Origin of the sequence: Halolamina sp. CBA1230 (assembly GCF_002025255.2) — an archaeon.
Lineage (GTDB): Archaea > Halobacteriota > Halobacteria > Halobacteriales > Haloferacaceae > Halolamina.
Window position 1 is genome coordinate 329,478 of the sequence record NZ_CP054587.1, and the last position, 26,798, is coordinate 356,275.

A 26,798-nucleotide genomic window follows, 5' to 3' on the forward strand; every position below is an offset into this window, starting at 1 on the left:
AGACCCAAGTTTTCCGGGGGCCAACGACGCCCATGGTCTCGCGCCGTCAGTCCCTCCAGCTCGCCGGCTCCGCGGTGCTCGCCGCCCTCGCCGGCTGTTCGACCGACTTGACCGCGACGGACGGCCCGGAACGTTCCCTCCGTGTCGACCGTCTCGGCGACGATCCGGTCGAGTACGCGCTGTACGAGCCACCGAGCGACGAGCTGTTCGGCGGGCCCGCACGGGCCGCTCTCGACGAAATCCTGCCGGACGGTCGGTACAGTAGCTACGGGTACGTCCCCCTCGGAGACGGCGAGTACGTGGAACACGAGGGGACGTACTACCGGACCGAACAGTTCGTCAGCGGCCGTGCGGAGCTGCGCCGTCCGGTCGTCCGAGTGGAGCCGATAGACGAGGAGACTGCCCCCGACGACGCGGTCCCGATCACTGCGCTCCAGACGCCCAGCGCCAGGCCGCTGAAGATCCTCCAGTCCCACGAGATCACCAACGGCGACTCGACCACCACCGACCTGCTCCGTGGCGACAGCTACGTGATGACGCGGCCGGCCGAACGGGAGAGCCGCCTCGCAGCCGGCGATCTCGACGGCCGAGTCGTCACGCGGACGGGCAGAGGGGAGCGGGCGTACCGCGTCGAGGTGCGAACCGAGCAGGTGCCGCTGACCGAACACACCGTCCTCGCGGTCGACGTCGCCGACTCCCGGGAGGCGTTCCGAGCGGTCGTGCTCGGCGCGGAAGCTCACGCGGTTCTCGACGCCGACGACCTCCCGTCGGCCGCGGGGGACGTACTGGACGACGCGATCGGACGGGACGCCTACCGGGAGACCGGAGCGCCATCCGAGGCGTTCGAGACGCTGCTCGAACGGCTGGGTTTCGACGTCGACGAGTCCGCCAACGGCCATCTCCTGTGGTACGTCAACAGCCTCTTTCGGGCGGCGTACTACGTCGACCGGGACGGCTGAACCACGTCACCCGGCCACCCCTTTCCGGACTGCCAGGCGAACTCGCCGGGCGAGATGGTTCCGGCTGGAGCGGTGATCGGCCGTTCCCACGAGCGAAACGCTCAATAAAGGGCCCCGATCGATCGCGACGAAACCCTCAAGTAGCCGTCGACGCCCATCTGCGGCGTTCTACCGACATCCGGGGATTCGGAGCAATTCGACTGTCTCAGCGGTTCTTCCTGATTCCTCTCCGTCCCTTCCGTCGGGAAATCAGCCGGCAGAGTTAAGTACTACGGCACGCTACCCGAACGTGAGACGACTGCAGTCCAGACGCATCTGTCTCTCCCCACCCACACCCAATGAGCGACAAAGTACAAGCGTACACCAGTGAGCGTGCCGAGGCCGCAGAGAGCGAGGAACAGACCGAGGAGGAGTCCGTCGACGAGCTTCAGTGTCCCGAGTGCGGCGGCAGCCTCGCGACCGACACCGAACACGGCGAGACGGTCTGTCAGGACTGTGGTCTCGTGGTCGACGAGGACAGCATCGACCACGGCCCCGAGTGGCGCGCGTTCGACTCCCGCGAGAAAGACGAGAAGTCCCGCGTCGGCGCCCCGACGACGAACATGATGCACGACAAGGGGCTGTCGACCAACATCGGCTGGCAGGACAAGGACGCCTACGGCAACCAGCTGTCGGCCAGCCAGCGACAGAAGATGCAGCGGCTCCGGACCTGGAACGAGCGGTTCCGGACACGAGACTCCAAGGAGCGGAACCTCAAGCAGGCCCTCGGTGAGATCGACCGCATGGCCTCCGCGCTCGGCCTCCCGGAGAACGTCCGGGAGACCGCCTCCGTCATCTACCGACGCGCGCTCTCGGAGGACCTCCTGCCGGGACGCTCGATCGAGGGCGTCTCGACGGCCAGCCTCTACGCCGCCGCCCGGAAGGCCGGCACCCCGCGCAGCCTCGACGAGATTTCGGCCGTCTCCCGGGTCGAGAAGGACGAGATCGCCCGGACGTACCGCTACGTCGTCCGCGAGCTCAAGCTGGAGATCCAGCCCGCCGACCCCGAGCAGTACGTCCCCCGGTTCGCCAGCGACCTCGGCCTCTCCGACGAGGCCGAGCGCCGCGCGCGCCAGCTGCTCCAGACCGCGAAGGAGCAGGAAGTCCACTCGGGCAAGTCGCCGGTCGGCCTCGCGGCCGCCGCCGTCTACGCCGCCTCGCTGCTCACCAACGAGAAGGTGACCCAGTCCGAGGTCAGCGAGGTCGCCAACATCAGCGAGGTCACGATCCGCAACCGCTACCACGAGCTGCTGGAGGCCGAGGAGAGCATCCACATGCCCTGAGACGGGTTGGGAGGTTCCGCCGACTGATCGACTCGTTTTCCGCCGATCGCTCGTGTTCGAGCAGCGGCGCGTCTCACGGCCGCCGTGGCACACTGGCGCTCAGACCCAGTCCCGAACGGGCTGAATGACGCCGAGCGTCGAGGCGACGACGTAGAGCCCGATCGCGACCATCCAGACGCCGGCCGCGAGAACCGGGACCGAGAACCCCTGTTCGGTGGCCGTCCGGAGGAGGACGCTGGCGCCGGCGAGCAGGACTGCGCCACCGATGGTGACGAGTGCGATCGTCCCGACGGCGTCGAGGATCGCGTCCTGGACCGCCTGGCGGACCGTCCGGTAGAGCGCCTCTTGATCGAAGTCGGGCTGTTCGTTGTCGTGGTCGGAGGGCATGGGCGGTGGGTCGGTCGCTTCGTTGTTAAGCGTACGTCCCGGGTTTTGTTCGTTGTGTCTTGGGGATCGGTTGTATCGTGGATCGACGACGGCGGTAACTGCAACAGCAGTCTCGATTGTTGGCCACTTGCGTTCGTCCGTGGCAGGAGTCGTCGACGATGACGGCGGCAACCGCAACAGCAGTCTCGAAGCATGACCACTTGTGACTGCGAGGCGCCGGACACGGGGTCCGTCATCAGAAATCGGAGATTTCTGATTGGCAGACGAGAGCCTGCGGCTCTCGTCAACGGCGCAGCGCCGAGTCCCCACCCCTCCCCCCGCGCTCGCCGACCGCTGGCGAGCGCGAGGCGTCCACCGCCACCGCACCGCGCTGCGGTGGCGCGCGACGTGAGCGCGTCCCTGCGCGAACGAGCGTGCGAGGGACGACTGACCGAACGAAGTGAAGGAAGGAGTCGGTTGGGGAGGTGTGAGGGCCGTGCTGGGCGGTGCGGTCGCAAGTAGTCTAGCATCGAGATGCTGTGCTGTCGTCGTCACAGAACCAATGACTCTCATCGCAGTCGGTCAACAGCGCCCACCTCGTCGAGCGTGACGGCGTAGTGCTCGGCAGCGTGGACGTAGACGCTGGCGACGTTCCGCGAACTCCCGCTCTACTGGGTCCACACGAAACAGCCCCTCGTGTGTTCGGACGACGGCACGGCACCATCGACGACGGACCGGCGGGGTTTTTGCCCGCCTCGCCCCAACGGCCGCGCATGAGCGAGGAGGGTCTACTCGATATCGTCGACAGCGAGGAACACCGGATGATCCGCGACACGGTCCGGGAGTTCTGTGAAGCGGAGATCGAACCCATCGCACAGGAGATCGAGAACGAGCACCGCTTCCCCGAGGAGATCTTCGACCAGCTGGGCGACCTGGACATGATGGGCGTCCCCGTCTCGATGGAGTACGGCGGCCTCGGCGGCGACCAGCTCATGTACTCCCTCGTCACCGAAGAACTCGGCCGCGTCTCCGGCGGCATCGGGCTCTCCTACGCCGCGCACGTCTCGCTAGGCTCGAAACCGATCGAGCTGTTCGGCACCGAGGCACAGAAGGAGGAGTGGCTGGAACCGCTCGCGAGCGGCGAGGGGCTGGGCGCGTGGGCGCTCACCGAACCCGGCAGCGGCTCCGACGCCTCGGACATGGACACGATGGCCGAGAAAGAGGGCGACGAGTACGTCCTGAACGGGACGAAGCAGTTCATCACCAACGCCAACGTCGCCAACAGCGTGCTCGTGAAGGCGGTCACCGACCCTGACGCGGGGTACGACGGCATCTCGACGTTCATCGTCGACCCCGAGAACGACGACGGGTTCGAGGTCACGACCGTCTGGGACAAGATGGGGCTGAACTGCTCGCCCACCTGTGAGATCCAACTGGACGACGTGCGCATTCCGGAGGACCGCCTGCTCGGCGAGGAGGGCGAGGGCTGGGAGCAGACGAAGAAAACCCTCGACGGCGGTCGGATCTCCATCGCCGCGCTGTCGACGGGGCTCGCCCAGGGCGCCTACGAGGCCGCGCGGGACTACTCCACCGAGCGCGAACAGTTCGGCCAGCCAATCTCGGAGTTCGACGCGATCCGGGACAAGGTCGTGGATATGCACCGCAAGATCGAGCGCGCTCGCCTGCTGACCCACAAGGCGGCGTGGACGTACGATCAGGGCGAGGAAGTCACCCGGGAGTCCGCGCTCGCAAAACTCGACGCCAGCGAGGCGGCCCGCGAGGTCGCCGAGGAGTCGGTCCAGACCCTCGGCGGCTACGGCTACACCGAGGACTTCGCGCCACAGCGCTTCTACCGCGACGCGAAGCTGATGGAGATCGGCGAGGGGACCAGCGAGATCCAGCACCTCGTGATCGGCCGCGAGATCGGTCTGTAAGCGGACGATCAGGGACGCCCTCGTGTCGGGCGGATCGCGACCGCGGCGACGCCACAGCCGACGAGCACGGTCGCGGCCGCGAGGCCGAACGTCACGACCGGGTTCGTCGCCGCGGCGACGGCGCCGCCGACCGCGTTCCCGACGCCAGCGCCGACTCCCGTGAGCGCGACGACCAGCCCCAGCGCCTCGCCGCGGAAGCGGTCGTCGGCGAGGCGGGCGACGATGCCGGTGGTCGTGACCGCGACGACCGCCCACGTCACGCCGATCGCGGCGAGCGCCCCGCCGATCAGGAACCGGCTCGCTAAAAAGGCCGTCACCACGAACAGCGCCGCACGGACGATCAGCGCGCCGAACTGGAGGTTCGCGGCCCGGTAGCGCTCCATCAGCCGACCGACGGGATCGTAGCAGACGGTCGCCCCTAGCGTGTTCGCGAGGAAGCAGAGGAACACGATTCCGTCGCCGAACCCGATCTCGGTGAGGTGGGCGGGCATCGGCCCCCAGAACACCGCAAAGCCCGCCGAGAACAGCGCCGTTCCGGCGAGGTAGCCGAGCAGGGGTCGCCCGAAGCGCTCCGAGAGTCGTCCCGACCGAAGCGAGCGCAGCGCCCAGTAAACCCGACTCGGGCCGTAGGGGATGCCACGGAGGAACCGGTCGCCGCGCCAACCCTCCCGCGACAGCGAACGGTAGCGACGCAGGAACCGCTCGTCCGAGGTGTGGGCGGCGTCGGGGTAGAACCGAACGAACAGCACCGTCGCCAGCACGGCGAGCAGTCCGAAGCCAGTCAGGAGGGTCCGCTGCGCCGAGATCGGTGTGTAGCCGAGTCGCGGCGCGGCGGCGGTCCAGACGGTGCCGACGAGCAGCCCCGCCAGCCAGCCCCAGCCCTGGAGCGCGTTCAGGCGGGCGATCCGGCCGTCCCACGCCGACTGCTCGAACCCCTCGACGACGACGAGGTTGAGCACCGGCGAGGCGGCGGTGACGGCGAACCAGAGCGCGGCGTTGGCGACGACCAGCGCGATCGTGCTCCGGAGCATCGGCGAGGCCAGCAGCACCGCCGCCGTCGCGATCAGCGCGAACAGCACGAACGGCCGCCGGCGGTTCGCTCGCCCAGCGATCCGTCCCCAGACGATCGCGCCCGGGACGCCGGCAAACGCGGCTGTCGACGCCATCAGGCCGACGAGGAAGGCGCCAGCGTCCAGACTCAGCGCGTACAGCGGGAGCAGCACCGACGACCCGCCGACGGCGGCGTATCCGACGGCCCACGCCCGGAGCCAGCGGTCGTCTCCCGGCGTGTCGGTGACGAACTCCACACCGATCCCCTCGATCGGTTCCGGCAAAGACGTTCCGGCAGCGTCGCGGCCCACCGAAACCCTTACTCCCGGTCCGCGGCGACCGAACGGTATGAGCGACGGAGACGAGCCGGCAGTCACCAGCGAGGAGGTCCGGCGGGTGGCGGACCTCGCGCGGGTGGATCTGACCGACGAGGAGGTCGAGCAGTTCGCCGAGCAGTTCGAGGCGGTGCTCGCGGACTTCGAGACGCTGGACGAGGTGCCCGAAGTCGAGAGCGAACCCGACCTCGTGAACGTGATGCGGGCCGACGAGATCGAGGAGGGGCTCAGCCAGGAGGAGGCGCTCCGGAACGCCAGCGAGACGGAGGACGGCTACTTCAAGGGCCCACGGGTGTCGTGATGGCGGAGCTCAACGCCTACATCACCGAGGAGCGGATCGAGGGCGCCGACGACGGCCCGCTGGCGGGCAAGACCGTCGCGGTGAAGGACAACATCTCCACCGAGGGCGTCGAGACCACCTGCGGGTCGAAGATGCTCGAGGGGTACGTCCCGCCGTACGACGCCACGGTCGTCGAGCGCTTGAAGGACGCGGGCGCGACGATCAACGGCAAGGCGAACATGGACGAGTTCGGGATGGGGACGACCACCGAGACGTCCCACTTCGGCGCGACGCTGAACCCGGTCGACACCGACCGCGTGCCCGGGGGTTCCTCCGGCGGCTCCGCTGCTGCTGTGGCGGCAGGTGAAGCCGACCTCGCGCTCGGCAGCGACACCGGCGGCTCGGTCCGCGCGCCGGCGGCGTTCTGTGGCGTCGTCGGGATCAAGCCCACTTACGGGCTCGTCTCCCGCTACGGCCTCGTGGCCTATGCGAACTCGCTGGAGCAGATCGGCCCCATCGCGCCGACCGTCGAGGAGGCTGCGGGCCTGCTGGACGTGATCGCGGGCTCGGACTCGCGGGACGCGACGACGGTCGAGGAGGGCGACGGCTCGAACTACGCGGCGGCGGCCGACGGCGACGTCGAGGGGATGACGATCGGTATTCCGAGCGAACTACTCGAGGGCGCCGACGAGGCCGTCGTCGAGGCGTTCCGGGACGCCGTGGAGGATCTGGAGGATCAGGGCGCCGAGACCGTCGAGGTGTCGATGCCCTCCGTCGAGAAAGCGGTCGCGGCGTACTACGTGATCGCGATGTCGGAGGCCTCCTCGAACCTCGCGCGCTTCGACGGCACGCGCTACGGGCTGAACGCCGTGGAGGCGGGCGAGTACGACGACCTCTCGGAGGCGGGCAACTGGAACGAGGCGTTCGCGACCGCCCGCGAGGAAGGGTTCGGCGAGGAGGTCAAGCGGCGGATCCTGCTCGGCACGTTCGCGCTCTCGGCGGGGTATCACGACAAGTACTACGCCAAGGCGCAGGACGCCCGCGAGTGGATCAAGCAGGACTTCGACGAGTCGCTGGAGCAGGCGGACGTGCTCGCGTCGCCGACGATGCCCGTCCCGCCGTTCGAACTCGGCGAGGGGCTCGAGGACCCGCGGACGATGTACCTCGCGGACGCGAACACGGTGCCGGTGAACCTCGCGGATCTGCCCGCGATCTCGGTGCCTGCGGGCAAGGCTGACGGCCTGCCGGTGGGCCTGCAGTTCGTCGGACCGAAGTACGGCGAGGAGACGATCGTTCGGGCGGCGAGCGCGTTGGAGTGAGTGGGTAGTTGGGTTTCGGTTTGTTGGGTTCTTTTCGAAGGGATTAGCGACATCTTGACGAGTCCTAACCGGAACAGCAACCGCGACAGCATCTCGGTCGTAGACCACTTGCGACCGCACCGCCCCGCACAGCCCTCACACCTCCCCAACCGACTCGCTCCCTGCGGTCGCTCGTCCCTCGCGCTGACGTGCGCCACGAGAGCGTCGTACGGGCGACCCACGCGTCGCCCGTACTGCCCGCGAGAGCTTCGCTCTCGCCCTGCACGCGATTCGCGCCGACAGCCACAGCGGTGCGGTCGCGGTGGACGCCTCGCGGCCGCCAATCTGGCGGCCGCGGGGGGAGGGGTGGGGACACTGGGCTGTGCCGGGCCTTGTGCCCGGCACTTCGCGGTTACAAGTGGTCAACGATCGAGGTGCTGTCGCGGTTGCTGTCTCGTAGTCTACCAACGAAACCCAGCGAAACACCGGGAAACACTTACCAACCCACCCCGACCCGAACCGCATGGACACGGCCCCGCTCACCGACGCCGACCAGTCCCTCCGCGACCACGCTGCCCAAGTGAACCGCGAATCGTTCGACCCCGAGTTCTTCGACGGCGGCCACATCGTCGCCGCGGCGGTCCGCACCGCCGACGGAGCGATCTACGACGGCGTCAGCCTCCCGACGAGCGTCGGTCGCATCTCCGCCTGCGCCGAGCAAGGTGCGGTGAGCGCGGCGATCGCCGACGGCCACGCCCACGACGAGATCGAAGCCTGCGTCGCCGTCTCCTACCCCCTCCCGAGTCACGATGCGGAGGACCACCGCGTCGTCCCACCCTGTGGCGCCTGCCGGGAGCTACTCGTGGACTACAATCCCGAGATGCGCGTGGTCGTCCCCGTCGACGGGGAGAACCGCACCGTCAGGGCGACCGAGTTGCTCTCGGTCAGACCGTGGTAGGCTAGCCGGCCCGAGCCTGCCGGAGCACCCGCGAGACGTACACCTGCTTCCACACCAGCCAGCCGCCGACACCGACGGCTGCGAACCCCAGTAGCGTCAGACCGACCGCTGGCCAGTTCGTCGTCTCGATCGCGCAGGCGAGCGTCTCCTGGGCGCAGGACCCGAACAGCTCCTGCCGGAACGCGCCGACGTACACCAGCCCGGCGCCGACGAACACCGACCCACCGCCCGCCAGCGCCCGCAGTAGGCGCGCTCGTACACTGGGCGCGTCCGCGAGGATACGTTCACGGACGCCTTCCCGCGGCCCGGCGGCCCGGCCGACGACCGCGCTCCCGAGCAGCAGGACGGCCGTCGGCGCGAAGAACAGCCCGACCGAGAGCAGCCCGACGAGGGTGAGCCCCAGCGACAGCAGCGCGGCGAGCCAGATCGCCGCCGTTCGGTTCGTCCACGCGCCGGCGACGCCGGCGGTGGCGAAGAGGGGGTTCAGCAGGACGATGCCCGCGAAGAACACGTCCGCGAGCGGCGTCGGGAGCAGCAGTGCGGCCGACGCGAGGAGGGCGACGACGAGGGCGAGCGCGGCGAGCAGCCGGCTCGTTTCACGGGTGGAGGGGACCATGGTGTGACAGTTCGGCCGTTCGATACTTATCAGTTCGCCAGCGTCGGTCGGAGCCACCGAGATCCGCCGCGACACGGAGTTCTTTACCCCGCCGCGCCCAGTCTCCCGCCACAGCCATGAGTCTCGACCTCCCCGACATCGGTCTCGGCACCTCGGGCACGAAGGGCCACGAGTGCGCCGACGCGGTCCGCACGGCGCTCGACGCCGGCTACCACTTCGTCGACACCGCACAGATGTACGACAACGAGCCCGCGGTCGGCGCGGGCATCCGCCTCTCCGGAGTGGACCGCGAGGACGTCGTGCTCGCGAGCAAGATCCTCCCGGACAACCTCGGCTACGAGGACGCCAAGCGCACGAGCCGGGAGAGCCTGGACCGGCTGGGCGTCGACGAACTCGACCTGCTGTACGTCCACTGGCCGACGGGCGCGTACGACCCCGAGGAGAGCCTGCGCGCGCTCCAGGAGCTCCAGGACGAGGGCGTCACCCGCAACGTCGCGGTGTCGAACTTCACGCCCGAACTGCTCGACGAGGCCCGGGAGATCCTCGACAGCGAGCTCGTCGCCCACCAGGTGGAGTGTCACCCGCTGCTCCCGCAGACGGAACTCCGGGAGTACGCCGCCCAACACGGTCACACGCTGGTGGGCTACTGCCCGATCGGTCAGGGCGAGATCTTCGACACGCCCGAACTACAGGAAGTCGCCGATCGTCACGACACCACCCCCGCTGCGATCTGCATCGCGTGGGCCGTCGCGAAGGAGGCGCTTGTACCGATTCCGAAGTCAGCGACCGAGGAGCACATCCGCGCGAACCGCGAGGCCGCGAGCCTCGAACTCACCGGCGAGGATATCGCCACTATCGACGGGATCGAGACGGAGGAGCGCCTGATCGACCCAGATTCTGCCGCGTGGAATCGCTAACCAACCACGGCGCATGACCTATCGCGCGCTCTGTCGCGCGACCACGGAACCGATACTGCGGTTGTATCGGACTACGCCTCCCGCGCGATCGAGACTTCGACCGTCCTGTTTCCCACTCGAACGGGGAACGTCCCGCCCGTCGCGTTCGAATGGTCGTCAACGAACGCGTCGATCGCCTCGAGTTCCTCAGACGAGAGATCCGCGGTCACGGTGTCGTTCGTTCGCGCCGCCGCGACGACCGTCTCGTTCAGCGTCGGCACCTCGCCGAAGTCGTCCGGGTCGTACTCGACTGCCGGCTGCTCGGTTTCGTTCGTCGGCGAGACAATGAGCAGGCCACCGCGCCACTGGGGTGTGGCGGTCACGGTTTCGGTGGTCGTCGACGGCGCTTCCGTTGGCGTCGCAGTCTCCTCTGACTGCGTTTCAGTTGCGCCCGGGGCGCCGCCACAGCCGGCGAAAACGAGCAACAGGGCGACCACGACCACTCGAGGGAGGGAATCGGTCATCACGTATCCGGGTCGGGACGGGCGCTCGGAGTAAGTTTTGTGGCGCTGACGGTGACCACTCACGAACGTGAAGTGGCGACAGTTCGACGTGAAACGGAATCTCGGGACGCCTCAGCGACTCCGGTCAATCCCCATCTCGCGAAGTTCCTCGTCGGTGGGTTCGTGACCGATTTCGCCTTTTTGTGCAGCGCGACCGCTTCGTCCAGCATCTCCAAGGCCTCCTCGCGGGTCTCGCCCTGCGAGGCGACGACGGTGTCCTCGTCGCGGGCGACCCACCCGTCGTCGTCTTCCATCCGGGTGAGCGTGATGGTCTCGACGGCGTTCTCGTCGTCGCTGTCGACGGTATCGGCGCTCGTCTTCCTCTACCGTGGGTTCGGTCGCTACGACTGATAAGGGTTCGGTGGCCCCGAGTGAGGTACAGTTTTCCCCTCGCCAGCCGGTTACTGACCCATGACGCTCGCCGCCGCCGTGATCGACCGACTCGTCGAGCACGGGATCGACACCGTGTTCGGCATCCCCGGCAAGCAGACGCTGCCGCTGAACGAGGCCATCGACGGCCGCGACGACGTGCGGTTCGTGATGGCGCGCCACGAGACCGCCGTCTCCCAGCAGGCGTGGGGGTACGCCGAAACATCCGGCCGCCCCGCCGCGACCGTCGTCGTCCCCGGCCCGGGCGATATGAACGCGATGAACGGGCTGAAGAACGCGTACAACGACAACACGCCGCTGGTCCACATCGCCGTCGAAACCGACCCCGAGGTCCGGGGCCGCGACGGCATCCACGAGACGCCGCCCGAGACGTACGACACCGTCACCAAAGCCAACCGCGTGGTGAAGAACCCCGACGGCGTGCTCGCGGAGGTCGAACGCGCGGTCGAGACGGCAACGACGGCGCCGAAGGGGCCGGTTCGGCTCGGCATCCCGAAGTCGTACCTGCCCGCGGCGGAACCGACCGGCGGCGTCGGGTCGCTCGACTCGGGGGAGCTGACCCGGCCGCCGGCTGACACCGTCGCCGACGCGGCGGCCATACTCTCGGATGCCGACACGCCGGTGGTCATCGCCGGTGGCGGCGTCCGCAGCGCGGCGGCGACCGAGGAGCTCGTCAGCTTCGCCGAGCGCTACGACGCCCCCGTCCTCACGACGTACAAGGGGAAGGGCGTGATCCCGGAGGACCACCCCCTCTCGGCGGGCGTACTCTGTGGCGCGACGACGCCGGAGATGCACGAGTACGTCGCCGAGGCCGACGCCGCGCTGGCGGTGGGGACCGACTTCGACGAACTGGTCACCCGCGGGCGAACGCTCGAGATGCCCGACTCGCTGGTCCACGTCACGCTCTCCCCCGACGATCTGGGGACGAACTACGAGCCGGCGGTCGGCATCGTCGCCGACGCGAAGCCGACGCTCGCGGCGCTGAACGGGAAGCTCCCGATCTCGGATCACGACGCGGAGGCGGTCGTCGACAGACTGCGCGACTCGGTCGCTCGGCGCGTCGAGGAGCTCGTGGACGGCGAGCCGCCGCTGACCTCCCCCGGCGCGCTGCGGGCCGTCCGGGAGGGAGTACCCGACGACGCGATCGTCGCCGCCGACGCCGGCGGCTTCCGGATCTGGACGCTCGCGACGTTCCCCGTCGCGGGGCCGCGATCGTACGTCAACCCCGGGTCGTGGGCGACGATGGGGAGCGGCCTCCCCTCGGCGCTGGGCGCGCAGGCTGCCAACCCCGACAGCGACGTGGTCGCGCTGACGGGCGACGGCGGCCTGATGATGGCGGTTCACGAGCTCCACACCGCCGCCGACGAGGCGCTCCCGGTGACGACGGTCGTGTTCCGCAACGAGGACTACGCGATCATCAGCGACGGCGCCGAGCGCGACCACGGCCTCCCCCAAGGCGCGTACGCGTGGGCGGACTCCCCCATCGACTTCGTCGCGCTCGCGGAGTCGATGGGCGTCGGCGCGACCCGCGCCGAGACGCCAGAGGAGGTTCGCGAGGCGATTGAAGCGGCTGTCAACGCCGACGAACCGCGCCTGGTTGAGGTGCCGACCGATCCCGAGGAGCCGCAGGCGAGCGACTACCTCTCGGGGAACTGATCGACACGGCACGCGGTCAGCCGTGTCGGGCGACTGATCTCGCCGGCGATGGTCGGCCGGCGAGGGCAACTGATCGACACGGCACGCTGTCAGCCGTGTCGGGCAACTGATCGACACGGTACGCTGTCAGCCGTATCGGGCAACTGATCTCGCCGGCACGCTGTCAGCCGTGTCGGGCAGCTAATCGGTCGCCATCAGGGATTTCCCCGCGAGGCGCCTGGGCTCAACTATGAGTTCGACCACGGATAGCACCGACGACGCCCCCTCGTTCGCGGTCCGTTCGGTCTGGTTCCTGCTCGTGGGCTGGTGGGCGACGGGGATCTGGCTGGGGATCGCGTGGTTCCTCAACGTCACGATCATCGGCCTCCCGCTGGGGATCAAGATGATCAACGCGACGCCGAAGGTGCTCTCGCTGAAGGAGCGCGACTTCGTCGACCACGAAGGCAACCCCGGGGAGCAGCGCTACGGGCTCGCTGTCCGGGGCGTCTGGTTCCTGCTCGTGGGCTGGTGGGCCAGCGGCCTCTGGACTGCAGTCGCCTACGCGTTCACGGTCAGCATCGTCGGCATCCCGATCGCGGTGATGATGTACAACAAACTGCCGTTCGTGGTGTCGCTGTACGAGTACTGAGCGTTCACAGCAGTTTTTCGCGGGCAGTCCACCAGACGATCCCGGCGACGAACGCGACGCCGACGTTGGTGAGGAGGCCGACCGCGCCGACGGCGACCGTCGTCGGGAGGTGGTCGGTGCCCAGCGCCGACTGCCCAAGTTCGACCGCGACCAGCGCGAGCACGACGCCGAGCACCGCCATCGGGAACGCCGTCACGACGGCGGTCCCCAACGCGGCGACGCCGTACAGCCCGCCGAGTATGACGTTCGACCCCGCGGTCCGGGCGCCGAAGGCGTACTTCCCCGCGACGCCGCCGCTGCCGTGACACATCGGCAGCGCGCCGAACGGGATCGCCGCGAGGTTCATCGCCCCCATGCTGGTCGCGAGGTCGTCGGGCGTCACGTCGGCATCGTAGTACTCCGAGAGTAGGAGCGCGGTCGCGACGGCGGCGTTGCCCACGGTCATCGCCAACTGCGCGGCGGTCGCCTCCGCGGCCGCGCGGCTGAGCCCGTTCGCGTCCGGGAGCGCGAGCGCGACGCTGGGCAGCGTCGGCTGGGGGAGGCCGGTGGCCGCGAGCGCGATCGCCAGCCCGAGCCCGAGCACGACCAGCGCGCTCGCCCGGCGGTACCCCACGGCGATAACGACCACGGCCGCGACGACGCCGGCGAGCGCGAGCGTCGGGTCGCCGAGGCTCAGCTCCACGCCGGTCTCGAGCAGGATCAGCGCGACCGCGAGCTGGATCCCGCGCGTAACTGGTTCGCCGACGTACCGTGCGATCCGGCCGAGCGCGCCCGTCGTCCCCACGCCGAGCAGCACTACGCCGGAGAGCAGCCCGGCGACCAGGAGCTCGTCGACGCCGAGCGCGCCGCCGATGGTCAGCGCGGCCAACGCCTTCATCGGCTCGACGGAGATCGGGAGCCCGTACCGGAGCCCCCAGACGATCTGGAACGCCCCGAACCCCAGCAGCATCCGCCCCAGCGATAGCTCCGTGAGCGCGCCGACCGCCACGACGATGGGGAGAACCGTAACCGAATCTCCTAACGCGCCGGTCAGCTCGTTCGAGGCGAACGAAACGTCGACGTGATTTCGGAACCGTGAAACCGCTCCCACTACCCGATATCTCCCCGGCGAGCGTATCAATCTTGGCACGGCGTCACGCTCACCGATCTCCTTCGAGTAATTGAATATAGTTACTTTCCTGGCGATGCGACACCGGTCACGAAAAACTTCGTGTCGGCACTTTCGATCGATGATGTAACTATCGTAAATATTATATGTGTCTGACGAACGTTTTTCCGTTACTACGTGGATGAGTACCACATGGATCGGGACAACCAGGGAGTCGCCGAACGAGTTGTGGGGGCGGTCGCAACCGTGAGCGGCGTTGATCCCCTGGTGCTACCACCGCTGTACGACGCAATCGACCCGGACGCGCTGGACGCGCTAGTCGAGGGGATGACCGACGGTGAGGTCGTGTTCACGTACGCGGAGTGCGAGATCACTGTCACGGCGGCCGGAGTGATCGACGTCGAAGGGAGCGGTCCAGCTACCCGAAGCGCGGAGACGGTCCCGACGTCGAACTGATCAGTCGCAGCCGGTTTCGAGTTGCCGGCGTATCGCCGCGACAGTCGCCGAGTCGTCCGTCCAGAACCCGGTGTAGCCGTCCGCCTCCTCCCGGGCGAGCAGGCCACAGCTGTGGGCTCCCTCCTCGCCGCCGTCGAACGCGAGCGCCCAGTAGCGACCCAGTTGGTCGTCGGCACAGGCGTGATAGCTCACGCCCGGGATATCCGGGGGCGTCCAGTCCTCGATCCCGTAGACGTGGATGTCGAGGTCCGTCGCCGCGAGGCGACGGTACTCGGGGAGTTCCGTCCGGAACACCGAGAGCCGCTGGAACCCGACGTGGAGCGTTCCCGTGCCGACGCGGTGGGCGCGGTCCTCGATCTCGCGGCTGATCGCGGTCAGTTCGCGCCGCTCCATCGACGTGTACACGGTCTCGTCGAGCACCTCGAACAGCGCCGCGTACGCCGGGGAGAGCCCGTCGTGGCGCTCCGGCCTGACGATCGGCGGTTCGAGCAGCCGCTCGACCGTCGCGAGCGGGAGCACCCCCGCGAACTCGTCGTCGCGTTCGACGGTCAGGAACGGTGCCGGCACGCCGGGCGGGAGTGGTCGACGCTCGACGTCGACGCTGTGGTTAGCGAACCAGCCGTCGACGATCGCTGCCCCGTCGTTAGCGTACACCGTGAATCGGTGATCCGTCTTCCGGACCCGCGCGAGCAACGACTCGAACATCCCTACCTCGGTGGCTCACCCTCGGTGTCGACGCCCCGTTCGATCAACTCGACCGTGGCGGTGTCGAGCGGCTCGGCCCGGACTGTCCCGCTGTCGGGGTCGTAGCTCACTACCCCGATCTCGTCGAGTATCGGCAGGTGGGAGTGTCTGAGCCGGAGGATCGTCCGCCACCGGTCGTCGGGGTCGCCGACCGTCCCCGACGCCGTCACGTCCCAGCCGAGGAGCAGGGTTGCGAGCTCCTCGACGGTCCGTTCCTCCTCGTCGAGCAGCAGGGAGAGGAGCCGTCGACGCTCCCGCGACGCGAGGGCCCGATAGAGCTCGTCGTCGAACGCCAGTGCGGGCTCACCCGACGCCTCGTCCGACTGCGGTCCGTTCTCGCTCATCTGTCCACCTAACGGACAGTATGCCACGTATCGATAATAACGTTTCTGTCGGTTGACGTGAATGTCCACGAAACGGGTGGACTGGCCCGTGGCCACGAGATCGATCCGCGACGAAGCACCTATGCCGTCGGGCGGCAACGCCGAACTATGCAACTCGCCGTCCTGGGAGTCGGCGGCGCGGGCGGTCGGTTGGCGGCACGCCTCGCCGCCGCGGAGTCCGACGACCGGCCGTACGTCGACACAGTCGCCGCCTTCGACACCGACCCCGAAGCGATCGGCAGTCTCGACGTGCCACAGGAGCACCGCCACGCGTTCGGCACGACCTCGCGCTCGACCGGCGACGCCGACGCCGTCCGCGCGGCCGCCGAGGAGAACGCCCGCGAACTCAGCCACGCGGCCACCGATGCCGTCCCCTCGACGGCCGACGGCGTGCTCGTCGCCGTCGGCGTCGGCGGCGCGACCGGCGCGGGCGCCGCGCCGGTGCTGGTCGACACGCTCCGGGAGACGATCGAGCGCCCGGTGTACGCGCTGACCGTGCTGCCAGCCCCGGGCGAGGAAGGTGTCGTCGCGAATGCGCGTGCGGGCTTGCGCGGGCTCGAAGCGACAGTCGACGCCCAACTGCTGTTCGACAACGGGCGCCTCGACGCGCCCGAGGAACGCCCACCTGATGCGGAGGCCGCCGACGCGTACGATGCCGCGAACGGGACGATCGCGGAGTGGGTAGGTGCGCTGTTCGGCGCCGGCGAGGCGACCGACGCCGCCGCGGTGGGCGAGACGGTCGTCGACGCCAGCGAGATCATCGCCACGCTGGGCGAAGGCGGGTACACGACGCTAGGGTACTGGCGCCAGCAGGTCCGTGAGGAGCCCTCGTTCCTGGATCGCCTGCGATCGAAGACCGAGACACCCGACGAGATCGAGAGCTACAGCACGATCGAGACGGCGGTGCAGCGCTCGCTGTTCCGCCAGCGCTCGGCCGAGGCGGATCTCTCGCGGGCGACGCGGGCGCTACTGGTGACGATGGGGCCGCCCGAGTGGCTCAACCGCGAGGCGATCGCCGACGCCCGGCGCACGCTCGACGAGACGATCGGCGGCGGCGCGGTCCGTGGCGGCGACACGCCGATCGAGGGCGGACTCGATCTGACTGTGCTGTCGGTCTGTGCCGGGATGGACCGTCCCAAGCGGGTGGCGTCGCTGATCGAGGCGGGGATCGGACCGGCGGAGCGCGGCGACTAGCCGAGGACCGTGTAGCCAGCCGCCTCGATCGCCTCCGTGACGTCGTCGGGGTCGACCGATCCCTCGATCTCGACGGTGTCGGTCGCGTTGTCGGCCTCGACTGACTCCGCGCCGTCGAGCGCCGCGACCGCCGACTCGACGGTCTCCTCACAGCTGCCACACGCCATTCCTTCGACGGAGAGCGTCTCCCGTGCCATGCTCGATGGTTCGTGTGGTAGACCCGAGAACGTTTCGCCCGAGGCAGGCGGGGGTTTGCCGCCTCAGTCCCGGTCGGTCCAGAACTCGAAGCCGCGGCCGGGCGCGAACACGTCGAGCCCGACCGCGCGCTCGTCGGTCTCGTTCTCGACGCGGTGGGACTCCCAGGCGTCGAGATGGACGGAGTCGTTCTTCGACAGCGTCACCGACTCCTCTTCGGTGTGGACGGTGAGTTCACCCTCGAGACAGAGACAGACCTGCTCGTTCTCGTGGTCGTGCATCGGCGACGAGTGGCCCGGCGGCTTCTCGAACCACTCGAAAGTGAACCGATCGCTGCCGGCGAGGGCGCGGCGTTGCCAGCCCTCGTCGGGTTCGTACGTCTCGGCCTCGTCGAACGCCACGTACTCCATACCCGACCGGTGGGCGAGGGGCCACATTACCGTTCCGCGTGACGGTGAGAACCCCGCCCTCGCGAAATCGCCCGACTCGTTCACTTTCGCCGTATCCTTCACTTTCACTCCGGGGATGGCTCACTCCCTTTACCCTGCAGTGCCGACCGTGAAGTATGGCTACTCGAACGCGCACCACGACGCCGTTCGACGCGCTCGTCCGGGCGCTACGCCCGCGAACCCCCGACGTGTCGGTCCGGAAGCGGACCGCCGACCTGCTGTACGACGCCGACGTCGGCAACCGCACGCTGATCGGCGTGCTGGCGAGTGCGGACGAGGCGGTGTACTACTCGACGCGAACGCGCTGTGTCGCCGCAGTGCCGATCACGGACGTCGGCCCGGATCTGGGCAGCGCCCGCCCGCTGGGGCAGGCCGTCGACGATCCGACCCGCGCGTTCGACCACGTCGACGCCGACTGGGCGTGGACGAACCCCGAACTCGACGGACGTCGGTAACTCAGAACTGCTGGGAGGGAAGCCGGAGCTCGTCGAGTCCGGGCAGGTGTTTCACGTTGTACACCACCTGGAGCTCGTCGCTCCGCGGGCGACAGAGACAGGAGAGCCTGATCCCCTCCTCGACCATCCCCTCCGGGAGCACGTGGCTGTCGGCCATCTCGACCTCGCCCTCGCGCAGTAACACCGCACAGTTCGCACAGGCGCCGCCCCGGCAGGCGTACGGCCACGCGAACCCACAGCGCTCGGCCGCCTCCAGCAGCGTCTCGTCCCGATCGACGAGCAGGCGGCCGTACTCCCCGGGGGCGAGGTCGGCCTCGGCCGCCACCTCGAACAGGTCGTCGTCGTCGATCTCCCAGCCGTAATCCCCGAGCACCTCGAAGTCGAGATACTCCATCCGGGCGGTCCCCGGCGGCGGCCCCTGATCGCGGGGCTGAGCTGCCTCAGCCGCGTCGTCGACGTCGACCGACCCGTCCTCGGCGACCTCGACGTTCCCGTCCCGCAGCGCGGCGTACGCCTGCTGGACGCGCATGAACTCGTCGCGGGAGCCACCCTGATCCGGATGGGTCTCCTTCACGCGTTGTCGATAAGCCCGGGAGATTTCGGCGTCGTCGGCGTCGGTCTCGACGCCCAGAACGTCGAACGGATCCACAGAGAGCGTTACAGGCCCGCGGAGTTAAGCGGACCGAAAACGGGGTTCGATATCCCTTCTCACGGTCGGCGCCGTCGAATCAGACGTCGTTGCCCCGGATCGCACGCAGGAAACGGTACGCCCGCCTCAGGCAGTCGCCACCGCGAGCAGATGCCCCGAGAGGTCGGCGACCCCCGGGTCACCCCGCAGCGCCGCGACGGTCTCCCGGATCGCCTCGCGGTGGTCGTCGCCGAGCGCGTCGAACTCGTCGCGGCGCTGGGACGCGACGCTCTCCAGCCCAGTGAGCGTGTGCACCGCGAGTCCGGCACGCTGGAGCAGTTCGCGGAGCTCGTGGGCTCTGAACAGGTGCATCGGCGGCCCGGACGGGTCGAGACCGAACTCGTCGAGCAGATCGGCGTCGTAGTCGCCCGTCCGGGCGAGCCGTGGCAGGAGCTCGGTCTCGTCGACCTCGGGGTCGACCCGACCCGCCATTCGGGCGATCGTCTGGAGCGCGGCGAGACGGCCCATCACCGAGACGAACACTGGTCCGCCCGGCGCGGTGACGCGATGCAGTTCCGCGGCCGCATCCCGGCGTTCCTCGGCGTCGAGGACGTGCGAGAGGGGGCCGCCCAGACAGAGCGTCGCGTCGAAGCTGTCGGGGTCGGCCGCGAGATCCCGTACGTCCCCGACCCGCACCGTCGTTCGGCCCGCGACGCCGTGATCGTCGGCGTTCTCCCGGGCGAGCGCGACCTGCTCGGAGCTCGGGTCGACGAGCGTCACGTCGTAGCCGCGTTCGGCGAGTTCGACGCTGTACCGCCCGGCACCGCCGCCGACGTCGAGGACGCGCCCCACCCCGGGAAGCTCCCGGTCGAGAAAGTGCCAGGTCTCCTCGTACTCCAGCCGACCGTAGAAGTCCCGGTCGAGCCGTTCCCATTCGGTCTCGCCGTACTCGTCGTAGTACGCTTCCGGGGTGAACTCCTCGGGCATACTCGCTCGATGGGGTGGCTCCCCAATCGCGGTACCGATCACGCAGCGGGGCTGTCGGACCGCGACCTACCGGCCGATCCCACAGCCCGAAACCGTGTCGCAGTCCAGTCCCGCCGCCTCCAGCGCGTCGACGAACTCGTTCATCCCGATGGCGTCGCTGGCGATGTGGCCCGTGACGACGAGGTTCTTCCCCTCGCCGCCGTACGCCTCCTGCAGTTCGGCCGTGTCGCCGGCGCCGACGTGGATGTAGAGGACGGTGTCGACGCCGTGGTCGAAGTAGGCGCTGGCAACGTCGCTGCCGCCGTTCGTGCCGGCGGCGTGGTGGATCGCGACCTCGCCGAGATCGTTTTCCCGGTCGCCGACGCGGAGCTCCACGTCGGTGATCGCCTCGTCGATCTCGGGGATCTCGCCCAGCGCGTCCGCGAACGCGCCGACGGTCGCGCCGTCAGCGAGGCCATCCGCGATCTCGCGGAACCGCCGGCGGCCGAGTTCGTCCGGGGCGAGGTGGACGTTCATGTACGGCTGGTCGAGGTGTTCGGCGATGCTGGGGTCGTGGCGGTAGTTCGCGCTGTGGCCCGCGTGCTCCATGCCGGAGACGATCGACGACGACGCCGCCTCGACGCGCTCCTCGGGCACGCCGTGGGCGGTCATGAACTCGACTTGCTTGTCCAGCACCGGCGCGAAGTTCACGCGCGGGTCGCCGCCCGGCGGGTGGTGGGCGAGCACGAGGTCGTACCCCTCGCGGTGGGCCAGCTGGATCTCCGGCGACTCGAGATCGATCCCCACCAGCGCGGTCTCGAGGCTCTCGCCGGGAACGTGGATACCGCTGTCTGCCGGCACCTCGTCCCAGCCGACGAGGTCGAGGCTGATCTGCATGATCTCCGCAGTCGAGAGTGCCATGGGTTCGATCCCCACGGTAGTAGTGAAAAGCTCCCGAAGCCGGCACGGCACGCCGGAACGCGCGACAACGAGCCAACGTCACGGGAATCGGCGATCCGGGCACCGGGCATCGGCGGGTCCCGGAAATCGGCAATCCGGGCACCGGCCGACAGCGCCTTTTCCCGCCCCGCCGTGGTCCCGGTGTGAACGCCGCACTGTTCGAACCACTCACGCTACGTGAGACGACGATCCCGAACCGCGTGATGGTGTCGCCGATGTGCCAGTACTCCTGTGACGCCCGCGACGGGCTGGCGACCGACTGGCACCAGGTCCACCTCGGCAGCCGCGCCGTCGGCGGCGCCGGCGTCGTGATCGCCGAGGCGACCGCCGTCGAGCCGCGCGGGCGCATCTCGCCCGAGGATCTGGGTCTCTGGAGTCAGGAACACGCCGACGCGCTCGCCCCGACCGCACAGTTCATCCGCGAGCAGGGTAGCGTCCCGGCGATCCAGCTGGCCCACGCCGGCCGGAAAGCCAGCACTCGCCGGCCGTGGGAGGACGGCCCCCGCCTCGTCACGGAGGACGAGGGTGGGTGGACCCCGAAAGGGCCCACCGAGACGCCCTACCCGCGTGACGAGGAGAACACTGCCCCCACGGAGCGCATGGACGAGGACGACATCGCGGAGGTCGTGGAGGCGTTCGAGCAGTCCGCGAAGTACGCGCTCGACGCCGGCTTCGAGGTGCCGGAGATCCACGCCGCCCACGGCTACCTGCTCCACGAGTTCCTCTCGCCGGTCACCAACGACCGCGACGACGCCTACGGCGGCGACTTCGAGGGGCGGACGAAGCTCCTCCGGGAGGTCTGTGAGGCCGTCCGCGCGGTCTGGCCGGACGAGAAGCCGATCTTCGTCCGCATCTCCGCGACCGACTGGCTGCCCGCCCGCGAGTCCTGGGACGTGGCGCAGTCGGCCCGCCTCGCTGGCGATCTGGCGGAGATCGGCGTTGACTTCCTCGACGTCTCCTCGGGCGGCATCCACCCCGACCAGCAGGTGCCGCGCACGGGGCCGGGCTACCAGGCCACGTACGCCGAGACGATCCGGGAGGTGCTGGCCGAGGACGGCCAGACGCTCTCGGGCGACGAACTCGACGCCGGCAGCGACGAGATCGCGGTCGGCACCGTCGGCGGGATCACCGAGGCCGAACACGCCGAGGCGCTGGTGGGCAACGAGCGCGCCGACGCGGTGCTGCTCGCGCGTGAACACCTTCGTGACCCGTACTTCACGCTGCACGCCGGCCGGGAACTCGACGCCGAGAACGCGCCGGAGTGGCCGGACCAGTACAAACGGGCCTGAGCGGACGAACGAGCGGCCGTTTCGGGGGCAGACTTTTCCAGCCGGTTCACGACGGCTCGACCATGCCGACGCTCGAGACGTGGTCGCTATGGCTGCATATCGCCGCGGGAACGGTGGCGGTGCTCGCCGGCGTCGGCGCGCTGGTGACGAAGAAAGGCGGCCGTCGACACCGCGGCGCCGGGAAGCTGTTCCTCGCCGCGATGGCTGTCACCGTGGCGACGGTGTTCGTGCTGCTCGCCGCCGCGGTGACGACGTTCCGGATCGTCCTCACGCTGGTCGCGGTGTTCAGCGGCTACCTCGCGTTCTCGGGCTACCGCGTGCTGTCGCGGAAACGGCCGAGCGAGACGCCGGCGACGGTCGACTGGCTGGCCGCCGGCACGGTCGTCGTCGCGTGTCTGGTGCTGGGTAGCTGGGGCGTCGCTTGGTTCCTCGACGGGAGCTCCTTCGGCGTCGTGATGGCGGTCTTCGGCGGTATCGGCGTCGCGTTCGGCGGGCAGGAGCTACGGTCGTTCCGCCGGGGCGAGAGCGGCGAGTGGCTGGTCGGCCACCTCCAACGGATGATCGCGGCCTTTATCGCGACGATCAGCGCCGTCTCGGCGGTGAACCTCACGCCGGTGATCGGCGTCTCGGCGTGGCTCTGGCCGACGGTCGTCGGCACGCCGCTGATCGCGTACTGGTCGCGGAAGTACGAGTCGGACCGATAGAGCGGTCGCTCGCGAACTGAGAACGGAATGAATGGCGGACGCCCGGGGTTGCCCGGCGTTCCGACACGGGGAGTCTCGGTTGCCTCCTCCACCCCGCGACCCGACGAGCGACGGGCGTCCGACGGTGGGCTGCTCGCTTCCGCGCCTGACCCGGTGCCGTCGACCAACCGCGACGGATCGCCCCTGCGGGCGGGCGTCGCGGACCGCTGTCCCCGGCGGACGAGGCTTCCACGTCGGCTCCCGAGGCCCGCGCCGGTCTGACCGGACGCGCCCGGGGTTCGGTCCCCCCTGAAGACTATCTCGGGGGTGACGAGCGGGGCCTAACCGCCCGACCTAGTCCACTCCGGAGTAACGGGGTGCGACTTAAGGCCCTTTCGGGTCGGGCATCTCGACGCCGGCGTTCGACCCCTCGCCCGTTTCAGAGTTCGACCCGCGAGAGCGTCTCGGTCAGATCGGCGACCGTCTCGTTGTAGTCGTCGACAAAGGCCGGGAACTTCGGGACGTACTGCCGGATGTCGGCGGCGTCCGGCGGCGCGTACTGCGAGAGCAGGTAGACGCCGTCGCTCCCGCCGATCCGGAGGTAGGAGACGCCGTCGCGGTCCCAGTTGAGCTCCCACCGTTGTCCCTCGATCCGCGCCTCGTAGGTGCCGTACTCGCCGCCCTCGAAGCGGTGGAGTTGGCCCGCGATCTCGTCGCAGACTGCCTCCACGCGGTCGAGCACGCGCCGGCGTTCGGTCACGGCCTCGTCGGTACTCGCCGGCTCCGGGAACTCGGTCGGCACGTCTTCCAACTGCGCCTCGACGGCAGCGACGTGGTCGTTGAACGCTCGGACGAACGCGGGGTAGTCCGCGAGTGCCTTGGCGAGCGCCGACGGCTCGGGCTGGCGTTTCGTCGAGACGACGTACACCTCCGAGCCACTGTTCGGGTCGTAGCGGAGGTACTCCAGATCGCCGGCCTCGTACTTCACGGTCCACTCACCGGCGTCGGTCTCGAAGTCGACGCGGCCGTAGTCTCCGCCCTCCAGCAGCGCGAGTTCGTAAGCGACCTGGCCCGCGTGGTCGCGCACGGCGTCGACCACCTCGTCGCGGCGTTCGGCGGCGGCCGACGCGTCCGTGGGGTCGACGGGTGGCCAGTCGGTCACAGCGCTGTCCGGGCTTGGAACCCGGAGACGGCGGTCAGCAGCACCGCGCCGCCGATCACGACCCAGCGGTGGTGTTCGATCCAGGCGTACTCGGCGGGGAAACTGAACAGCAGCGTCGAGTCGAGCGTGAACACCCAGATGACCGCCGTCAGCAGCGTACCGAGGGCGACGACGACGCCGACCCCCGACAGCGTCAGCGGGTCGGTGTGGGGCTGGCCGACCGAGAGGAACACGACCGCGGCCACGACCGCCAGCAGGCCGACCGCGGTGAGGCCGAACGGGCCGGCCGCGTAGTAGGCGCCGAGGGTGTTCCCGGTCCCGGTCACCAGTACGAGCGGCGCGAACGCGACGACGGCGAGCAGCGCGGCGACGACCGCAGTCAGTTTGCCGGTGTCTGCGGGGTCCGCGAGATCCATGGCCGGCAGTCGCGCCGGCGCGGGCATAAATCGCTCGTGTTCGACGAAGGGAAACGCGTAAGCGACCCGCGTCCGGGCAACGGGTATGGACCGAGTCGCCATCGTTGGCGCGTCGATGACCCCCTTCGGCGACCGCGAGGGGGAGTGGCTGCGCGACCTGCTCGCGGCGGCCGGCGCCGACTGCCTCGACGACGCCGGCGTCGCGGCCGACGCCGTCGACCACCTGTACGTCTCGAACATGGCCAGCGGCGAACTCGAGGGGCAGACGGGCGCGCCGAACATGCTCGCCCACGACCTCGCCGCGCAGCCGGCCTACACCGCCAGGATCGACCAGACCTCCTCCTCCGGCGGCGCCGGCATCTACGCCGCGTGGCAGTCGATCGCCTCCGAGGCCAGCGAGATGACGCTGCTCGTCGGCGGGGAGAAGATGACCCACAAGACCACGGGCGAGGCGACGGACGTGATCGCCTCGCTCACCCACCCCGTGGAGTACAAACACGGCGTCACACTCCCCTCCTTCGCCGGCCTCACGGCGCGACTCTACCTCGACGAGTACGACGCGCCACGCGAGAGCCTCGGGAAAGTCGCGGTGAAGAACCACAAGAACGGCGTCGACAACCCGAAAGCGCAGTTTCGGAAGGAGGTCGATCTCGACACCGTCCTCGAGTCGCCGATCGTCGCCGACCCGCTCCGCCTCTACGACTTCTGCCCGATCACCGACGGCTCCGCCGCGCTACTGTTCTGCCCGGAGTCCGTCGCCCGGGAGATCACGGACGAGTACGTCGTCGTGGGCGGCGTCGCGGGCGCGACGGACACCCACGTCGTCCACGAGCGCCCGGACCCGACGACGATGCGCGGCGTCGTTGAGTCGAGCGATCAGGCGTACGAGATGGCCGACCGCGGCCCCGAAGACATCGACTTCGCGGAACTCCACGACATGTTCACGATCCTCGAGTTCCTGCAGTTCGAGGACCTCGGCTTCGCAGAGAAGGGCGAGGGCTGGAAAGCGATCGAGGAAGGCCGTACCGAACGCGACGGCGACCTCCCGATCAACACCTCCGGCGGCCTGAAGTCGAAGGGCCACCCACTCGGCGCATCCGGCGTCGCCCAGGCGGTGGAGGTGTACGAACAGCTACTCGGCGAGGCCGGCGCCCGACAGTTGGACGGCCCCGAGATCGGCCTCGCGTGCAACGTCGGCGGCTTCGGCAACTGCGTGACCACAACCATCCTCGAAACGCCGGAGGCAGAATGAGCGACCAGACCGAACCCACGGAGAGCGACGAACCGGAGATGACCGCGTACCGCTACCCCGACGGGAGCATCACCTACCCCGGCCACCCGCGGGGGCCGGGCGGCGAGGAGCCAGTGGGCACTGTCGACCTCAGCGAGTACACTGCCGAGGTGGTGACGTGGACTACCTCGACGGCGACGCCGCCGGGCGTCCGCCAACCGAACCACCTCGCTATCGTGGAGTTCGACGTGGACGGCAGGCCGGTCCGCGCGCTGGGTCAACTCGAGGACGGGAATGTCGACATCGGTGACACGGTCGAACCGTTCCACGTCGACCAACTCCGCGACCCCGAAAAGGGGATCCGCGAGCCGGAGAGTCAGGAGTGGGACGGGTTCCGCTTCCGCCCCGTCGAGTAGCTACTCCAGCGCGGTGCCGTCGGCGTCGTCGCCCGGTTCCTCGTCTTCGTCCCCGTCGCCGGCGTCGTCGTCGCCCACTTCCTCGTCCGCCTCGGAACCCCTGATCTCGTCCCGGATCGAGTCGAGTTCGGCGTCGACGTCCGGTTCGGGGTTCCCGTCAGACTGCTCGTCCGCGTTCTCACCCTCGCCCGCATCCGCCACGTCGATGGAGACCGTGTCGTCCGCTTCGACGCCGTCGGCCGCGCCTCCCGATCGCTCCCGTCGCGTGTCGGCCGACTCCGTCGCGTCCCGGAGGCGGTCCTGGATCTCCGCGGAGAGCTCCTCGGCCTCCGAAAGGAGTTCGCGTGCCTCGGGGTCGGGCGCCTCGGTCCCGGCGATCGCGTCGTTCAACTCCTCGAGCGTGCTCGCGAGTCGGTCCGTCGAGAGGCCGCGCCCGGCGTCGATCGCCCGCCGGACCGCGCCGTCGTCCGACGGGGTCGCCGAGCGCTCCGGGTCGAGCGCGCGCAGCGCCGCGCCGGTGAGCCGGAGCAGCCGGACGTTCGTCTCCAGGATCGAGATCAGCGTCGGGATGGTGTACTCCTCGGTGAAGCGCAGCACCTCCCGCAGCCGCGGCGGGCGCGGCGGTCGTCGCCCGCTGCCCGGGAGCCCACGGGGGATCGTCGGCCGCGAGGGCTCGGCGTCGAGTTGGTCGCGGAGTTCGGTCAGCGTCGACTCGAGTTCGTCGAGGCGGGCGCGAAGGTCCTCCTCCGAGGGGTCCCGACGGTCGGTCATGCCCCCCCGTTGGGGCGGGCGACCTATAAGCCTGCACTGCG

31 protein-coding genes, 1 other RNA gene and 1 pseudogene are annotated in these 26,798 nt (G+C 69.3%); 16 read left to right on the forward strand and 17 right to left on the reverse strand.

Going from position 1 to position 26,798, the window contains the following annotated elements; genetic code table 11:
• Positions 1-32: 32 nt before the first annotated feature.
• The gene (locus tag B4589_RS01705; protein ID WP_079232638.1) at positions 33-959 is read left to right on the forward strand and encodes a hypothetical protein; all 927 of its coding nucleotides are present in this window, start codon (positions 33-35) and stop codon (positions 957-959) included.
• Between the two features lie 338 nt (positions 960-1,297).
• Entirely contained in the window at positions 1,298-2,281 is a 984-nt protein-coding gene (locus B4589_RS01710) for a transcription initiation factor IIB family protein (protein ID WP_079232639.1), read from the forward strand.
• Between the two features lie 99 nt (positions 2,282-2,380).
• Here the strand turns inward: B4589_RS01710 and B4589_RS01715 are convergent, their stop codons facing one another.
• Positions 2,381-2,668: a hypothetical protein gene (locus B4589_RS01715; RefSeq protein WP_079232640.1), complete on the reverse strand. Its 288-nt coding sequence runs from the start codon at positions 2,666-2,668 to the stop codon at positions 2,381-2,383.
• Positions 2,669-3,420: 752 nt separating this feature from the next.
• On the opposite strand from B4589_RS01715, the gene B4589_RS01720 reads away from it, so the two are divergent.
• Positions 3,421-4,581, forward strand: coding sequence for an acyl-CoA dehydrogenase family protein (locus B4589_RS01720; protein ID WP_079232641.1), 1,161 nt, complete (start codon positions 3,421-3,423; stop codon positions 4,579-4,581).
• 8 nt (positions 4,582-4,589) lie between these two features.
• Here B4589_RS01720 and B4589_RS01725 read toward each other — a convergent pair whose 3' ends face one another.
• Positions 4,590-5,888, reverse strand: a complete 1,299-nt coding sequence (locus B4589_RS01725; protein WP_079232642.1) for an MFS transporter — start codon at positions 5,886-5,888, stop codon at positions 4,590-4,592.
• Positions 5,889-5,979: 91 nt separating this feature from the next.
• Between B4589_RS01725 and gatC the strand changes: the two genes are divergently transcribed.
• The 3 genes from gatC to B4589_RS01740 all read left to right on the forward strand — a co-directional run bounded on the left by gatC (position 5,980) and on the right by B4589_RS01740 (position 8,502).
• Positions 5,980-6,267 carry an Asp-tRNA(Asn)/Glu-tRNA(Gln) amidotransferase subunit GatC gene (gatC, locus tag B4589_RS01730; RefSeq protein ID WP_079232643.1) on the forward strand — a complete coding sequence of 96 codons (288 nt, stop codon included), beginning with the start codon at positions 5,980-5,982 and terminating at the stop codon, positions 6,265-6,267.
• On the forward strand, positions 6,267-7,565 hold the full coding sequence (gene gatA / locus B4589_RS01735; protein WP_079232644.1) for an Asp-tRNA(Asn)/Glu-tRNA(Gln) amidotransferase subunit GatA: 1,299 nt from the start codon (positions 6,267-6,269) through the stop codon (positions 7,563-7,565). The genes gatC and gatA overlap by 1 nt, the downstream gene beginning before the upstream one ends.
• Before the next feature lie 502 nt (positions 7,566-8,067).
• The gene (locus B4589_RS01740) at positions 8,068-8,502 is read left to right on the forward strand and encodes a cytidine deaminase (protein ID WP_079232645.1); all 435 of its coding nucleotides are present in this window, start codon (positions 8,068-8,070) and stop codon (positions 8,500-8,502) included.
• 1 nt (position 8,503) lies between these two features.
• Here B4589_RS01740 and B4589_RS01745 read toward each other — a convergent pair whose 3' ends face one another.
• A complete protein-coding gene (locus B4589_RS01745; protein ID WP_079232646.1) occupies positions 8,504-9,118 on the reverse strand; it encodes a hypothetical protein in 615 nt (204 codons plus the stop codon).
• 116 nt (positions 9,119-9,234) lie between these two features.
• Here B4589_RS01745 and B4589_RS01750 point away from each other — a divergent pair, with 116 nt between their 5' ends.
• The gene (locus tag B4589_RS01750; RefSeq protein ID WP_079232647.1) at positions 9,235-10,035 is read left to right on the forward strand and encodes an aldo/keto reductase; all 801 of its coding nucleotides are present in this window, start codon (positions 9,235-9,237) and stop codon (positions 10,033-10,035) included.
• 71 nt (positions 10,036-10,106) lie between these two features.
• Here the strand turns inward: B4589_RS01750 and B4589_RS01755 are convergent, their stop codons facing one another.
• Both B4589_RS01755 and B4589_RS01760 read right to left on the reverse strand, forming a co-directional pair.
• Complete coding sequence (locus tag B4589_RS01755; protein ID WP_143414249.1) at positions 10,107-10,538, reverse strand: hypothetical protein; 432 nt, start codon at positions 10,536-10,538, stop codon at positions 10,107-10,109.
• A 111-nt stretch (positions 10,539-10,649) separates the two neighbouring features.
• A pseudogene (locus B4589_RS01760) lies at positions 10,650-10,831 on the reverse strand (type II toxin-antitoxin system HicB family antitoxin).
• 157 nt (positions 10,832-10,988) lie between these two features.
• Here B4589_RS01760 and B4589_RS01765 point away from each other — a divergent pair.
• Positions 10,989-12,623: a thiamine pyrophosphate-binding protein gene (locus tag B4589_RS01765; RefSeq protein ID WP_079232649.1), complete on the forward strand. Its 1,635-nt coding sequence runs from the start codon at positions 10,989-10,991 to the stop codon at positions 12,621-12,623.
• Positions 12,624-12,852: 229 nt separating this feature from the next.
• Complete coding sequence (locus tag B4589_RS01770) at positions 12,853-13,251, forward strand: hypothetical protein (RefSeq protein ID WP_079232650.1); 399 nt, start codon at positions 12,853-12,855, stop codon at positions 13,249-13,251.
• Positions 13,252-13,255: 4 nt separating this feature from the next.
• On the opposite strand, the gene B4589_RS01775 is transcribed toward B4589_RS01770, so the two are convergent.
• Positions 13,256-14,341 (reverse strand): putative sulfate/molybdate transporter, encoded by a 1,086-nt coding sequence (locus B4589_RS01775; RefSeq protein ID WP_079232651.1) that lies wholly within the window; start codon positions 14,339-14,341, stop codon positions 13,256-13,258.
• A gap of 210 nt (positions 14,342-14,551) precedes the next feature.
• Between B4589_RS01775 and B4589_RS01780 the strand changes: the two genes are divergently transcribed.
• Positions 14,552-14,815, forward strand: coding sequence for a HalOD1 output domain-containing protein (locus B4589_RS01780; protein WP_079232652.1), 264 nt, complete (start codon positions 14,552-14,554; stop codon positions 14,813-14,815).
• Here B4589_RS01780 and B4589_RS01785 read toward each other — a convergent pair whose 3' ends face one another.
• Positions 14,816-15,520 carry a DICT sensory domain-containing protein gene (locus B4589_RS01785; protein WP_079232653.1) on the reverse strand — a complete coding sequence of 235 codons (705 nt, stop codon included), beginning with the start codon at positions 15,518-15,520 and terminating at the stop codon, positions 14,816-14,818. It abuts the gene before it with no gap.
• Between the two features lie 2 nt (positions 15,521-15,522).
• Entirely contained in the window at positions 15,523-15,903 is a 381-nt protein-coding gene (locus B4589_RS01790) for a hypothetical protein (protein ID WP_079232654.1), read from the reverse strand.
• Positions 15,904-16,050: 147 nt separating this feature from the next.
• Between B4589_RS01790 and B4589_RS01795 the strand changes: the two genes are divergently transcribed.
• Positions 16,051-17,136, forward strand: a complete 1,086-nt coding sequence (locus B4589_RS01795) for a hypothetical protein (protein ID WP_079232655.1) — start codon at positions 16,051-16,053, stop codon at positions 17,134-17,136.
• Here the strand turns inward: B4589_RS01795 and B4589_RS01800 are convergent.
• Positions 17,133-17,333, reverse strand: coding sequence for a heavy-metal-associated domain-containing protein (locus B4589_RS01800; protein ID WP_079232656.1), 201 nt, complete (start codon positions 17,331-17,333; stop codon positions 17,133-17,135). The genes B4589_RS01795 and B4589_RS01800 overlap by 4 nt on opposite strands.
• A gap of 63 nt (positions 17,334-17,396) precedes the next feature.
• Positions 17,397-17,741: a cupin domain-containing protein gene (locus B4589_RS01805; protein WP_079232657.1), complete on the reverse strand. Its 345-nt coding sequence runs from the start codon at positions 17,739-17,741 to the stop codon at positions 17,397-17,399.
• A 155-nt stretch (positions 17,742-17,896) separates the two neighbouring features.
• Here B4589_RS01805 and B4589_RS01810 point away from each other — a divergent pair, with 155 nt between their 5' ends.
• Positions 17,897-18,235, forward strand: a complete 339-nt coding sequence (locus B4589_RS01810; protein WP_079232658.1) for a hypothetical protein — start codon at positions 17,897-17,899, stop codon at positions 18,233-18,235.
• Between the two features lies 1 nt (position 18,236).
• Here the strand turns inward: B4589_RS01810 and fer are convergent, their stop codons facing one another.
• The 3 genes from fer to B4589_RS01825 form a co-directional block, all read right to left on the reverse strand.
• Positions 18,237-18,884: a ferredoxin Fer gene (fer, locus tag B4589_RS01815; protein WP_079232659.1), complete on the reverse strand. Its 648-nt coding sequence runs from the start codon at positions 18,882-18,884 to the stop codon at positions 18,237-18,239.
• Positions 18,885-19,010: 126 nt separating this feature from the next.
• The gene (locus tag B4589_RS01820) at positions 19,011-19,850 is read right to left on the reverse strand and encodes a class I SAM-dependent methyltransferase (RefSeq protein WP_079232660.1); all 840 of its coding nucleotides are present in this window, start codon (positions 19,848-19,850) and stop codon (positions 19,011-19,013) included.
• Positions 19,851-19,916: 66 nt separating this feature from the next.
• Complete coding sequence (locus tag B4589_RS01825; RefSeq protein WP_079232661.1) at positions 19,917-20,750, reverse strand: hypothetical protein; 834 nt, start codon at positions 20,748-20,750, stop codon at positions 19,917-19,919.
• A 182-nt stretch (positions 20,751-20,932) separates the two neighbouring features.
• On the opposite strand from B4589_RS01825, the gene B4589_RS01830 reads away from it, so the two are divergent.
• Entirely contained in the window at positions 20,933-22,078 is a 1,146-nt protein-coding gene (locus B4589_RS01830; RefSeq protein ID WP_079232662.1) for an NADH:flavin oxidoreductase/NADH oxidase, read from the forward strand.
• Positions 22,079-22,140: 62 nt separating this feature from the next.
• On the forward strand, positions 22,141-22,782 hold the full coding sequence (locus B4589_RS01835) for a hypothetical protein (protein ID WP_079232663.1): 642 nt from the start codon (positions 22,141-22,143) through the stop codon (positions 22,780-22,782).
• A gap of 32 nt (positions 22,783-22,814) precedes the next feature.
• Here B4589_RS01835 and ffs read toward each other — a convergent pair.
• From ffs to B4589_RS01850, 3 genes are all read right to left on the reverse strand, one after another.
• Positions 22,815-23,126, reverse strand: an RNA gene (ffs, locus tag B4589_RS01840) — signal recognition particle sRNA.
• 74 nt (positions 23,127-23,200) lie between these two features.
• On the reverse strand, positions 23,201-23,923 hold the full coding sequence (locus B4589_RS01845) for a hypothetical protein (protein WP_079232664.1): 723 nt from the start codon (positions 23,921-23,923) through the stop codon (positions 23,201-23,203).
• Positions 23,920-24,339: a hypothetical protein gene (locus B4589_RS01850; protein WP_079232665.1), complete on the reverse strand. Its 420-nt coding sequence runs from the start codon at positions 24,337-24,339 to the stop codon at positions 23,920-23,922. Before B4589_RS01850 ends, B4589_RS01845 begins: the two co-directional genes overlap by 4 nt.
• An 85-nt stretch (positions 24,340-24,424) precedes the next feature.
• Between B4589_RS01850 and B4589_RS01855 the strand changes: the two genes are divergently transcribed.
• Positions 24,425-25,591, forward strand: coding sequence for a 3-ketoacyl-CoA thiolase (locus B4589_RS01855; protein WP_079232666.1), 1,167 nt, complete (start codon positions 24,425-24,427; stop codon positions 25,589-25,591).
• On the forward strand, positions 25,588-25,986 hold the full coding sequence (locus B4589_RS01860) for an OB-fold domain-containing protein (protein ID WP_079232667.1): 399 nt from the start codon (positions 25,588-25,590) through the stop codon (positions 25,984-25,986). Before B4589_RS01855 ends, B4589_RS01860 begins: the two co-directional genes overlap by 4 nt.
• Here B4589_RS01860 and B4589_RS01865 read toward each other — a convergent pair whose 3' ends face one another.
• Positions 25,987-26,757 (reverse strand): hypothetical protein, encoded by a 771-nt coding sequence (locus B4589_RS01865; protein WP_079232668.1) that lies wholly within the window; start codon positions 26,755-26,757, stop codon positions 25,987-25,989.
• Positions 26,758-26,798: the final 41 nt, after the last annotated feature.